At 70.1% G+C, this 12,944-nt stretch carries 7 protein-coding genes and 1 pseudogene; 4 read left to right on the top strand and 4 right to left on the bottom strand.

Features of this window, described 5'->3' with window-relative positions; translation table 11 throughout:
• Positions 1-3: 3 nt before the first annotated feature.
• On the bottom strand, positions 4-1,305 hold the full coding sequence (locus AC067Z_RS20250) for an ABC transporter substrate-binding protein (protein ID WP_478790928.1): 1,302 nt from the start codon (positions 1,303-1,305) through the stop codon (positions 4-6).
• Positions 1,306-1,547: 242 nt separating this feature from the next.
• Between AC067Z_RS20250 and AC067Z_RS20245 the strand changes: the two genes are divergently transcribed.
• A complete protein-coding gene (locus tag AC067Z_RS20245) occupies positions 1,548-4,325 on the top strand; it encodes a glycosyl hydrolase (RefSeq protein WP_478790927.1) in 2,778 nt (925 codons plus the stop codon).
• 33 nt (positions 4,326-4,358) lie between these two features.
• Here AC067Z_RS20245 and AC067Z_RS20240 read toward each other — a convergent pair whose 3' ends face one another.
• The 3 genes and pseudogenes from AC067Z_RS20240 to AC067Z_RS20230 form a co-directional block, all read right to left on the bottom strand.
• Positions 4,359-5,384: a LacI family DNA-binding transcriptional regulator gene (locus tag AC067Z_RS20240; protein ID WP_478790926.1), complete on the bottom strand. Its 1,026-nt coding sequence runs from the start codon at positions 5,382-5,384 to the stop codon at positions 4,359-4,361.
• A 184-nt stretch (positions 5,385-5,568) separates the two neighbouring features.
• Positions 5,569-7,083 (bottom strand): M1 family metallopeptidase, encoded by a 1,515-nt coding sequence (locus tag AC067Z_RS20235; protein ID WP_478790925.1) that lies wholly within the window; start codon positions 7,081-7,083, stop codon positions 5,569-5,571.
• 164 nt (positions 7,084-7,247) lie between these two features.
• Positions 7,248-7,691 (bottom strand): annotated as a pseudogene (locus AC067Z_RS20230) (acyl-CoA dehydrogenase family protein); the annotation flags it as partial.
• A gap of 93 nt (positions 7,692-7,784) precedes the next feature.
• Between AC067Z_RS20230 and AC067Z_RS20225 the strand changes: the two are divergent.
• From AC067Z_RS20225 to AC067Z_RS20215, 3 genes are all read left to right on the top strand, one after another.
• The gene (locus tag AC067Z_RS20225) at positions 7,785-9,758 is read left to right on the top strand and encodes a Xaa-Pro dipeptidyl-peptidase (RefSeq protein ID WP_478790924.1); all 1,974 of its coding nucleotides are present in this window, start codon (positions 7,785-7,787) and stop codon (positions 9,756-9,758) included.
• Positions 9,755-11,071: a M14 family metallopeptidase gene (locus tag AC067Z_RS20220; protein WP_478790923.1), complete on the top strand. Its 1,317-nt coding sequence runs from the start codon at positions 9,755-9,757 to the stop codon at positions 11,069-11,071. The genes AC067Z_RS20225 and AC067Z_RS20220 overlap by 4 nt, the downstream gene beginning before the upstream one ends.
• A 125-nt stretch (positions 11,072-11,196) precedes the next feature.
• Positions 11,197-12,903: a BCCT family transporter gene (locus tag AC067Z_RS20215; RefSeq protein ID WP_478790922.1), complete on the top strand. Its 1,707-nt coding sequence runs from the start codon at positions 11,197-11,199 to the stop codon at positions 12,901-12,903.
• The last annotated feature ends 41 nt before the right edge of the window (positions 12,904-12,944 follow it).

Here is a 12,944-nt window from a genome sequence, read left to right as displayed (position 1 = left end):
GGGTCAGCCGATGGTGTTGTCGACGCCCTTCTTCGCGTTCGCCCACGCCTTGTCGGGCGCGGTGCCCTTGCGCTCGACCTCGCTCAGCGCGTTGGTGATCTGCTGGCTCACGTTCTGGTCGTGGACGCCCAGGACCTGCACCGGGGCGGCCTTCGCGGCGTCACCGAAGATCTGGCCGATCGGCGCGTCGGAGAAGTACGGGTCCTTGGCCGCGGCGACCTTCTCGATCGCGCCGGTGGAGGAGGGGAAGTTGCCCTGCTTCTGGAAGAGCTTGGCCTGCTGCTCGGGGGCGGTGAGCCACTCGATCAGGTCGTACGCCTCCTTCTTGTTCTTCGCGGCGCGCGGGATGGAGAGGTAGGAGCCGCCCCAGTTCCCGGCGCCGCCGGGCAGCTTGGCGATGTCCCACTTTCCCTTGCCGGTGTCACCGGCCTGGCCCTTGATGTAGCCGAGCATCCAGGCGGGGCACGGGATGGTGGCGAAGGAGCCGGCCGCGAAGGCCTGGTTCCACTGCGGCGACCACTGGTCGAGCTTGGCGCTGAGCCCGCCCTGAGCGGCCTCGACCGACGTGTCCCAGGCGGTCTTCAGCGCCGGGTTGGTCTCCCAGATCAGCTTGCCGGACGCGTCGTAGTAACGTTCCTTCTCCTGGCCGATCATGATGGAGTACAGGCTGCCGACGCTGTCCAGCCAGGCGCTCTTGGCGGGTGCCTTGGCCTTGTACTGCTTGCCCAGCTCCAGATAGCCGTCCCAGGTTGCCCACTTGGCGGCGAGCTGCTCGCGATCGGTCGGCAGACCGGCCTTCTCGAAGAGGTCCGTGCGGTAGCACATCGCCTCGGGGCCGACGTCGGTGCCGAGGCCGAGGACCTCGCCGCCCTTGCCGGTGGCCGCCGCCCACTTGGCCTCGGCGAACTGGCTCTTGAGCTTGTCCGCGCCGTACTTCTTCAGGTCCTCGAACTTGTCGGCCTGCTGTTGGGTGACCGACGCGATGCGCCCCACCTCGATTCCCTGGACGTCGGCGAGACCACCGCCGCCGGCCAGCCGGGTCTGCAGCGACTTCCAGTAGTCGGCCTCGTCCTCGGTGTCCGTCTGCTTGATCGTGACGTTCGGGTGGAGCTTCTCGTACTCCGCGTAGAGCCCGGCCTCCTTGTAGCCGAAGGATCCGAACAGGTCGACGGTGAGTGTGACCTTTCCGCCCGCACTGTCGGAAGCACCGTCCGACGTACCTCCACAGGCGGCGAGCAGTGCCCCGGCGAGCGCGACCGCACCCAGGCGGACGGCGGCCCTCTTGGCGGCTCGGGCTATGGGCATGGGAAGCCTCCCTTGGCTTCGGGGTGGAGCGAGAGCGCTCTGAGAGCGCTCTCAAATATGCGTCTGGAGCGTGCCCCGCCGGTGGAGGCTCCGTCAAGACTCGAAGACATAACGGCTTGGACTCGGTCCCAAGTCCCGGCCGTGTTCCATCTATTGACACTTGTGTTTCGGGAGTTTTACGTTTTCGGCCATCTGAGAGCGCTCTCAGCCACCCCTACCCGTGATGACTTGAGGTGCTGTTCATGCCAGCCCCCCGCCCCAGAGCCGCCGCAGCGCTCGTTCTGGCCTCAGCCCTGGCCGTTGTCGGTCTGGGCCCGGCCGCCGGACCCGCGGCCGCCGCCACCATCCCCGTAGGCTCCGGCAGCTACTCCGACACCCGCCCCGCCGGCACGTCCGGCCCCACCACCAACACCGGCGCGCCGGTCACCCCCAAGGTCACCACCGCCGCCCGGTCCCGCCCGGTGCCCACCAACGACTGGTGGTCCTCCCTCGCGTTCCAGCGCTACGGCGACAACCCGTACTCCACCCCGATGTACGGCCATCCGCTGACCTACCAGGCCACCGCCGGCGGACTCGACGTCGGCTATCCGACCACTCCCGCGATCGTGGGCGACGGCCGCCAGTACGAGTTCGCCCACAAGCGCGATCTGACCATCGGCCTCGCCGGGCTCAACTCCCCGGACACCAAGGCCGACGACTGGTCCGACTGGACGGTCACCCCCTACTGGTCCGACGGCGCCCGCACGCTGCGCACCACCATCGGCCACGGCATGCCCTTCGTGTACGCCAAGGGCTCCGGCGCCGCCGCGCAGATCACCACCGCCGCCGCCCCCACCGTCTTCGCCGACCAGGGCAACGTCCTCGGCATCACCGTCGCCGGCCACCACTACGCCCTGTTCGCACCGACCGGCAGCGACTGGAGCGTCTCCGGTTCCACGATCACCGCGGGCCTGGGCGCCAAGGACTACTTCTCGCTCGCCGTGCTCCCCTCGACGGACGCGCTCGGGACCTACAAGAAGTACGCCTTCAGCTTCGTCACCGGCTCCAAGGCCGACTGGAGCTACACCGGCGGCACCGTCAAGGCCACCTACACACTGACCACCGAGGCCGAGGAGGGCACCGAGCGCGGCACGCTCCAGGCCCTCTACCGCCACCAGTGGCTGCACACCACCGACAGCCTCACGCCGTACACGTACGTCTCACCCCGCGGCACCATGAAGGTCCGCGAGGCCGCGGCCTTCACCACCAGCCAGAAGGCGTCCGCGGTGCTCCCAGGGCTGCCGAGGACGGACGGCGTCGACACCGCCCGCCTCAAGGGCTATCTGAACGAGGTCGCGAACGCGGCCGACCCGTTCTCCGGCTACACGGACACGTACTGGACGGGCAAGGCGCTCGGCCGGCTCGCGCAGCTCGTGTCCGTGGCCGACCAGCTGGGCGAGAGCGCCACCCGTGACAAGCTCCTCGGGCTGATCAAGGGCAAGCTCCAGGACTGGTTCACCGCAGGCGGCGCCAACGAGTTCTCCTACGACAAGGACTGGAAGACCCTCACCGGCTACCCCGCGTCCTACGGCAGCGACACCGAACTCAACGACCACCACTTCCACTACAGCTACTACGTCTTCGCGGCGGCGATCGTCGCCCAGTACGACCAGGCATGGGCCGCCGACTCCGCCTGGGGCGGCATGGTCAGGACCCTGGTGCGCGACACGGCCAACGCGAGCCGCACGGACACCCTCTTCCCGTTCCTGCGCGGCTTCGACGTCTACGCCGGCCACAGTTGGGCCTCCGGCCACCAGGGCTTCGCCGCAGGCAACAACCAGGAGTCGTCGTCGGAGTCCACCAACCTCAGCGCCGCCCTGGTGCTGTGGGGCTCGGCCACCGGCGACAATGCGCTGCGCGACCTGGGCACGTATCTGCTGACCACCGAGGCGGAGTCGATCGCACAGTACTGGTTCGACGCCGACGAGCGGGTCTTCCCGTCCTCCTTCGGCCATGACACGGCCGGCATGGTGTGGGGCAGCGGCGCCGCGTACGCCACCTGGTGGACCGCCAACCCCGAGGAGATCCACGGCATCAACGTCCTTCCCGTGACCGGCGGGTCCCTGCACCTCGGCGGGGAGAAGGCCGCGATCCGGCGCAACATCGCCGAGATGGAACGGGAGAACGGCGGCCCGGCCGTCGAATGGCGCGACATCCTCTGGGAGTTCCAGTCGCTCGCCGACCCGGCGGCGGCCAAGGCAAAATGGGACGCGGGCAACGCCGGCTACACCCCGGAGCAGGGCGAGTCCAAGGCCCACACGTACCACTGGATCACCACTCTCGACACGCTCGGCGCCCCGGACGCCACCGTGACCGGGGACATCCCCACCTCCGCCGTCTTCACCAAGGGCACGGCACGGACGTACGCCGCGCACAACTACGGCACCACGGCCCGCACCGTGACCTTCTCCGACGGCAAGACGCTGTCCGTCCCCGCCCGTTCGACGGCCACAGGGACGGGCACGGGCAGCACGGACCCGGACCCCGATCCGGACCCGCCGAACGGCAACACCTTCCAGCTGCGCACCGGCGGGGCGCTGACCACGGCGACCGGCGGTACCGCGGGCCGGGACACCATTGCCTCGGCGGGCGGCGTCAACCACGACGGCACCCCGCACCAGCCGCTCGTGTACGAGATCAGAGGCGTCAACGGCACCCTCACCCCCGGCGGCTCGACCGCCTTCCGTCTCCAGCTGGACGCGGGCACCGCCGTCGGACTCGGTCAGCAGGCGAGGATCAGCTACGACCTCACCGGTGACGGCACTTTCGAACGGACCGAGACCTACCACTACTTCGCCACGGACCCCGTGACGGGCTGGGAGGAGTACGCGCAGTCACGCGGTCTCAAGTCGTCCACCGGCAGCCTCGGAGATCTCCGTGGCGGCACCGTCCGCCTGGAGGTGTGGAGTGCGATCGGCAACGGCACGGCCGCGCTCCAGACCGGCACGGACAGGTCCGTGCTGGTGATTCCCTACAGCTGAGCCGCCCACCGGACAGCGGCGGGGCTTCGGCGGTCAGGCCGAGGCCCGCCGCACCAGGGTGGTCGGGGTGATGACGGACGCGGGGGCGTCGCTCCCCGTCTCGTTGAGCAACCGCATCAGCAGTCGCACCATCAGACGGCCCATGCCCTCGATGTCCTGACGCACCGTGGTCAGCGGAGGGTCCGTGGACTGCACGACGGACGCCATGTCGTCGAACCCGACGAGCGCCACGTCCTCGGGCACGCGCACGCCGCGTTCGCGCAGGGTCCGCAGCGCACCGGAGGCCATCAGGTCGTTGGAGACGAAGACACCGTCCACGTCCGGGCGGCGCTCCAGCAGTTCCGCCATCGCGCGAGCCCCGCTCTCCGCGGTGAAGTCGCCCTGGCAGAACAGACCGGGATCGGCGTCGACGAGCACGTCGTGGTAGCCGTCGATCCGGTCGAGCGCGGAGGTCTGATCGCGCGGTCCGGCGATGTGCGCGATGTTCCTGCGCCCGAGGGAGACCAGGTGCCGCACCGCTTCGCGCGCGCCGCCGCGGTTGTCGCAGTCGACGTACGGGACATCCGGGTCGGAGCCCGTGACGGGGCGTCCGCCGAAGACGGCGGGGATCTTGGCCCGGGAGATGAGCGCGGGCAGCTCGTCGTCGTTGTGCAGCGAGAAGGCGAGCGCACCGTCGACGTGCCCACCACCGAGGTAGCGCGCGATGCGGTCGTGATCCTCCGGGCCTTCCACCCACAGCAGCACGAGCTGTGAGTCGTGTGCGGTGAGCTCACGGCTGATCCCGCGGACCTGCTGCTCGAAGAACGGATCCGAGAAGATCCGGAACTCCGGCTCGGCGATGATCACCGCGACCGCGCCGTTGCGCCGGGTCACCAGGGTGCGGGCCGCGTGATTGGGCACATACCCGAGCTCCTCCACCGCCTGACGCACCTTGTCGACCAGCGGCGGACGCACCCCGGCGCCGCCGTTGACGACCCGCGAGGCCGTGGCCCGGGAGACACCGGCACGGGCGGCGACGGCTTCCAGGGTGGGACGGGCTCCAGTGGTCGGCTCGGTCAAGGCGGGCACTCCTCGTCTGCTCCGGCCCGGCGGCGCGGGATGCTGTCGCGACCAGGATATCCGCCGGGCCGGAGCAGGGTGAGAGCGCTCCCACCGGCCGTCCCGGCGGGCCCGGTGCCCGCCTGTCACACCGGTTTCGGGAAGAGGGCGGGCCGGGTGCCCCCGGCCCGCCCTCGCACCGGCCTCAGTGAGCGTGCCCGTGCTCGCCCTCGTGGCTGTGGATCGTGTTCGTCGCCGCGATCTTCTTCCACGACTTCGGCTGCTCCGCGCCCGCGCCTGCACCGGCGATCCGCGCTCCCGCCGCCGCAGCCGACGCCGGCTTCGACGGCTCGTACAGCCATGTGTCGAACAGCGACGCCAGCGGCTTGCCCGAGATGCGCTCCGCGTACCGCACGAAGTCGCCCACCTTCGCGTTGCCGTACGCACGCTCCGCCGGCCAGCCCTTGAGGATCGCGAAGAAGTCCTCGTCGCCGATCTCGTTCCGCAGCGCCTGCAGCGCGAGCGCCCCACGGTCGTAGACCGCGATGTCGAACTGGTTCTCCGGCCCCGGGTCTCCCGGCTTGACCGTCCAGAACGCGTCGTCCGCCGGGTGCTGCGCGTACACGTGGTCCGCCAGCTCCTGGGCCGTGCCCTCGCCCTCCTTCTCCGACCACAGCCACTGGCTGTAGCGGGCGAAGCCCTCGTTGACCCAGATGTCCTTCCAGCCGTGCACCGAGACACTGTCGCCGTACCACTGGTGCGCCAGCTCGTGCACGACGACGGAGACGTTCGAGCCGTTCGCGAACTGCCGCGGGCTGTAGAACGGCCGCGTCTGGGTCTCCAGCGCGTAGCCGCTCGGCACGTTCGGCACATAGCCGCCCAGGGCGTTGAACGGATACGGCCCGAACACCTCGGTGAGCCACTCGGCGACCTCACCGGTCCGCTCGACGCTGGCGCGTGCCGCGCCCGCGTTGCCGCCGAGGTCCTTGCTGTAGGCGTTGAGGATCGGCAGCCCGTCCGCGGTCGTGTCTGTCGTGATGTCGAACTTGCCGACGGCGAGCGTCGCGAGATAGGGCGCCTGCGGCTTGTCGGACCGCCAGTTGAAGCGGGTCCGGCCCAGCTTCGAACTCTGCGACACGAGCACGCCGTTGCTGACCGCCTGGGTGCCGTCGGGCACCGAGACCGAGATGTCGTACGTGGCCTTGTCGAGGGGATGGTCGTTGCCGGGGAACCACCAGACCGCGCCCTCGGGCTCACCCGCGATCACCCCGCCGTCAGGCGTGCGCATCCATGCCGTGTAGCCGCCGATCTTCAGCTCGGACGGCTTGCCCGAGTAACGCACCACCACAGTGACGGGCTTGCCCTTCACCAACGGTGCGGAGGGAGTGACGACGAGTTCGTGGTCGCCCTCCTTGGCGAATGCCGCCTTCCTGCCGCCGACCCTGACCTCGCTCGCCTTCAGCCCGAAGTCGAGATTGAACCGGCTCAGATCCTGCGTGGCGGTGGCGAGGATCGTCGCCGTCCCCTGCAGGAGGTCGGTCGCCGGCTCGTAACTGAGCCTCAGGTCGTAATGGGACACGTCGTATCCGCCGTTGCCGGCGGCCGGGTAGTAGGGGTCGCCGATGCCCGGGGCCCCGGTCGTCGGACCGGCGGCCGATGCCGGGATCGCCAGCACGAGGGTGGCCGCGAGAGCGCTCGGGACGATGAGTCTGCGGTGCACGGATGCTCCAAGTCGTGGGGGTGTACGCACACGTCGACCCTAGGCACGCGCAGCCCTGCGGGTCAGGAGCGAACTCGGCCTTTTCACATGACTGTCACGGGCCGCGGCAGGGGGCGGCGGCGACTCCGTGGCCCGTACGCAGGGGGCCCGTACGCAGGGACCCGTCAGCTCATCGCGTCGACGCCCGTCAGCGCGCGGCCGATGATCAGCTTCTGGACCTGGCTGGTGCCCTCGTACAGGGTGAGGACACGGGCGTCGCGCAGGTACTTGCCGACCGGGTACTCGTCGATGAAACCGTAACCACCGAAGACCTGGAGGCAGTTGTTGCTGACCCGCACCGCTGTCTCGCTCGCGTGGTACTTCGCGGCCGAGGCGTCCGTGGCGTACTCCTTGGGTCCGGCGCCCGCGTCCACCATGCGGGCCACATGGTGGGTGAGCAGCCGAGCCGTCTGGACGTCGACGGCCGAGTCGGCAAGCAGTTCCTGGACCAGCTGGAAGCTCGCGATGGGCTTGCCGAACTGGGTGCGTTGCGTGGCGTACTGGACTGCGCGGAGCTCGTCCGCGGCCGCCTGACCGGTGCGGTGACCGGCGAGGAATGATGTCCGGCCGACGGCCTCGGGCGGGCTCGGGACGCCCGGAGCCCCTTCGGTTCTCGAAGTGCCCTCTGTTGCACACGAGTTGATCCGAGTACCTTCCGCCCCATGCCGATACGTGTGCGAGCCACCCGCCTGACATACAGATCGCTGGCCGCGGCGGCCTCGGCCGCCCTCGTCGCCCTGACCCTCACACCCGGCGGCGCGCAGGCCACTGCGGCCCCGCGGGAGAGCAAGCCCGTCCACTCCTACGAGAACGCGATCCGTGAGTCCGTCTGGGTCGACACCCGCCTCGACGGCGACGGGGACGGCCGCAGCGACCGCGTCGCCGTCGACATCGTCCGCCCCCGCGAACCAGCGCGGCACGGCCGGAAGATCCCCGTGATCATGGACGCCAGCCCGTACTACGCCTGCTGCGGGCGCGGCAACGAGAGCCAGCGCAAGACGTACGACGCGAACGGCAACCCGGTCCAGTTCCCGCTGTACTACGACAACTACTTCGTCCCGCGCGGCTACGCCTTCGTCGCCGTCGATCTGGCCGGAACCAATCGGTCGGACGGCTGTGTCGACGTCGGCGGCCGCTCGGACATCCAGTCCGCCAAGGCCGTCGTCGACTGGCTGAACGGCCGCGCCCGGGCCTGGACCACCCGCACCGGCGGCGAACGCGCCCGCGCCGACTGGAGCAGCGGCGCCACCGGAATGATCGGCAAGAGCTACGACGGCACGATCGCCAACGGCGTCGCCGCCACCGGCGTACGGGGACTGAAGACCATCGTCCCGATCGGCGCCATCTCCTCCTGGTACGACTACTACTTCGCCAAGGGCGCGCCGCTGTACGACTCGGGCCCCGACTGGCTGTCCGACTACGTCGAGAGCCCCGAGGCCAGGGCCCGCTGCCAGGCCGTCCAGCAGCGACTCGTCGACGAGGCGCCGCGCAGCGGCGACCTGACCCCGCTGTGGGCCGAACGCGACTACGTCCCCGACGCGGACCGGGTGAAGGCCAGCGTCTTCGCCGTGCATGGCATGCAGGACCTCAACGTCCGCGCCAAACACGTCGGCCAGTGGTGGAACGAGCTCGCCGGCAACGGCGTCGAGCGCAAGATCTGGCTCTCGCAGACCGGGCATGTCGACCCGTTCGACTTCCGCCGCGATGCCTGGGTGAGCACGCTGCACCGCTGGTTCGACCACTACCTGCTCGGCTACGACAACGGCATCGACCGCGCACCGATGGCCGACGTCGAGCGTGCCCCGGGCGAATGGTCCACCGACCGGGTCTGGCCGCCGCGTACCACCGCCACCACCGCACTGCGCCCCGGAAACGGCAGCGCGCCGGGCGTGGGCACCCTGTCGCTGAAGCCCGCGCGTCCCGGTGCCACCGAGACGTTCACCGACGATCCGGCACTGGACGAGACCGACTGGGCCGGGGCCGTCGACACCTCGACATCCGCCAAGGCCGGGTTCGTCACCCGCCCGCTCGCCCGTGACCTGAGGCTGTCCGGATCGGGACGTGTCACCGTGACCGCCACACCGTCGACGAGCAGTGCGCACCTGACCGCCGTACTCGTCGACCTCGGCCCGGCCACCATCCGCAACTACGCGGCGAGCGGCGAAGGGATCATCACCCTGGCGGGGCGCACCTGCTGGGGCGCGAGCACTGCCGGTGACAGCTCCTGCTTCAAGGAGACCAAGGCGGACACCCTCGGGGTCGGACACACGATCTTCAGCCGCGGCTGGGCCGACCTGGGCAACCACGCCTCGGACGCCGAGGGCGGGCCGCTGACCCCGGGCAAGCCGTACACCATCACCCTCGACCTGCATGCGACGGATCACGTCGTCCCGGCCGGGCACCGGCTCGCCCTCATCGTCGCCGGCACGGACCGCAATCTGATCGACCCGCCCGCCTCCACACCGCGGGTCTCCCTCGATCTCGCCCGCACTGCCGCGAAACTGCCCCTCGTCGGCGGCGCGACCGCCTTCGCCCGCGCGGTAGCCGGGCCCGTCACCGCACCGCGCGAGTCCCGCCCCGGCGGTGTCACCGCACCCCGTTCCGTCCGTCCGATCCCGGGAGGCAGCACCCGATGAGACTCCGCACCTCTCAGACCGCCGGCCGCGGCCGGATTCCCGTCGTCCGCGCGCTCGCCCTGGCCGGCGCCGCCGCCGCGCTCGCCGTACCGCTGGTCACGGCGCCCGCCGAGGCGGCGAACACCCCGCCCCGGACCGGCTTCGAGGTCAGCAACGGCGCACGCTGGACCACCCAGCCCGAGGAGCAGGCGTTCCTCGCCGCCGTGGACCGGGGAAGCCGTGCCATGTCCGTCGACCGGATCGGGACCACCGCACAGGGCCGCCCGGTGCAACTCGTCCGCCTCGGCGCCCGCAACGCCGGCCACACCGTCCTGCTGATCTGCAGTCAGCACGGCGACGAGCCGTCCGGCCGCGAGGCATGCCTGACCACCATCCGCGATCTGGCGCACGCCAGGGACGGCGCGACCCGCAAACTGCTCGCCCGCACCCACATCCTCGTCGTCCCCACCGCCAACCCCGACGGCCGGGCGGCGGACACCCGCGGCAACTCCGACGGCGTCGACATCAACCGCGATCACATCGCACTGAAGACCGCCGAAGGCCGCGCCATCGCCGCGGTCATCCGCGACCGCCGCCCGGACATCGTCTACGACCTGCACGAATACGGGGCCACTCCGCCGTACTACGACAAGGACCTGTTCGACCTGTGGCCCCGCAACCTCAACACCGACGCGGCGGTCCACCGCGAGGCGCAGATCCTGTCCGGGGACCACGTCCGTCCCACTGCCGGTCGCGAGGGCTACTCCACCGGTACGTACGGCATCTGGACCGACCCCGTCACCGGCGATCCCGTCAAGCAGACCGCGGGCGACGGTCAGGAACGCATCCTGCGCAACGCCACCGGCATCAAGAACGCCGTCGGCCTGCTCATCGAGAGCCGTGTCGACTCGCTGACCCCCGAGGAGGAGGCGGACCCGGCCCTCAACAACCGGCGCAGGGTCACCAGCCAACTCGCCGCGCTCGACGGCCTGTTCGCGTTCAGCCGCGAGCGGCACGGCCGCATCGAGGCGGCCACCTCCGCGGCACGGCGATCGGGCCTCGCCGACCGCGGACCGGTCTACCTCGGCGGTGCCGACAACGACCCGGCGACGCCCGAAGAGACACTGCAGGATCCGCCCTGCGCGTACCGCCTCGACGCCGCGCAGTACGGCGACGTGAAGGACGAACTGGTCCTGCACGGCATCGCGGCACGCCCCTTCGGCGGCGGTGCTGTCGTGCCGCTGCGGCAGTCGCAGCGCGCTCTGATCCCGCTGCTTCTCGACGGGCGGGCGACGTATCACCTCACATCGGGGGAACCGATCACCGCCTGTTGAGAGGGGTGACGTGCATCTCATGTGGTAGGGGGTAGCGGAGAGCCAAAGCATTCCCCGTAAACCCGTGAAAGGTGCCGCCGGTGTCGCAGGACGAAGAAGAACGGGGAGGCCGGGGAGATCGGCCGGTGACGGCCGATCTCCCCGAGCCCGCCCATGAGACGGAGCGCCCCACCACGGACCGAGTGGTCTTCGGAGTCACGGCCGTGCTCACCCTCGCCTTCGTGGTGTGGGGCGCGGTCGCGACGGACACGCTCGAAGAAGTGTCGTCCACGATGCTGAGTGGGCTGATCCACAACGGCGGCTGGGCTTTCGTCCTCGCCGCCTCCGGATTCGTGGTCTTCGCGCTGTGGCTCGCTGTCAGCCGCTACGGCAAGATCCGGCTCGGGCAGGAGAACGAGAAGCCCGAATTCCGCACCGTGTCCTGGATCGCGATGATGTTCAGCGCCGGCATGGGCATCGGGCTCATGTTCTTCGGCGTGAGCGAGCCCCTCGCGCACTTCACCACGCCGCCGCCGGGCACTTCGCCGGCGGACGCGGCCGAGGCCATGGAGACCGCCATGGCCACCACGCTCTTCCACTGGACGCTGCACCCCTGGGCCATCTACGCGGTCGTCGGGCTCGCCATCGCGTACGCCTCCTACCGGCGCCGCAGGCGGCAGACCATCAGCGCCGTCTTCGAGCCCCTCATCGGCGAGCGGCACGCCAGGGGGGTGTTCGGCCGGGTGATCGACATCCTCGCGATCCTGGCGACGCTCTTCGGCTCCGCCGCGTCGCTGGGTCTCGGAACCCTGCAGATCGGCAGCGGTCTCACCGAGCTGGGCTGGATGGACAAGGTCAGCACCGCGCTGCTCGTCGGCATCATCGCCGTCCTGACCCTGGCGTTCGTCGCCTCTGCCGTCTCCGGCGTCGAGAAGGGCATCCAGTGGCTGTCCAACACCAACATGGTGCTGGCGCTGTTGCTCGTGGTGTTCGTCTTCGTCGCGGGCCCCACCATCATCATCCTGGACCTCCTGCCGACGTCCATCGCCGCGTACATCGGTGATCTGCCGGAGCTCGCGGGCCGCACGGAGGCGAGCAGCGGTGAGGGCGTCGCCGAGTGGCTGGGCAGCTGGACCGTCTTCTACTGGGCGTGGTGGATCTCCTGGACGCCGTTCGTCGGCATGTTCATCGCCCGCATCAGCCGGGGCCGGACGATCCGTCAGTTCGTCGGCGGCGTCATCCTGGTGCCGAGCACCGTGAGCCTGATCTGGTTCGCGATCTTCGGCGGCGCAGCGATGACGTTGCAGGAAGCCGGACGGCTGCCGGAGGAGTCGACACCGGAGGGCCAGCTGTTCGGTGTTCTTCAGCAGTATCCGATCGCCACGGTGATGAGCATCCTCGTGATGATCCTCGTCGGCATCTTCTTCGTCTCCGGCGCCGACGCGGCGTCCATCGTGATGGGCACGCTGTCGCAGAAGGGCAGCTTCGAACCCGGCAAACTCGTGATCGTGTTCTGGGGTGTGCTCACCGGTGCCGTGGCGGCGATCATGCTGCTGGTCGGCAGCGGCAAGGGCGATGCGCTGGCCGGTCTGCAGAATCTGACGATCCTGGTGGCGGCGCCGTTCGTCCTGGTGATGATCGGCATGTGTGTGGCCCTGATGCGCGATCTGCGTCACGACCCGCTCATCGTGCGCGGCGAGCTCGGCACGGAGGCCGTGGAGTCCGCCGTCATCGCCGGTCACGAGCACTACGACGGCGAGTTCGAGTTCCAGATCGGCCCCGCCACGGACGACGACGCCCCGGGCAGCGCCGCAGGACCTCCGTTGGACAAGCCGCCGATCGGCTCACGCTGACAGGCTCACCCAGCGCGCCCGACGGCCGCCCCGTTCACTCG

The sequence above is a fragment of the Streptomyces sp. NPDC043812 genome (assembly GCF_056436245.1).
The sequence above is the reverse complement of the archived record's forward strand: the minus strand, read 5'-3'. Positions and strand labels throughout refer to the sequence as shown.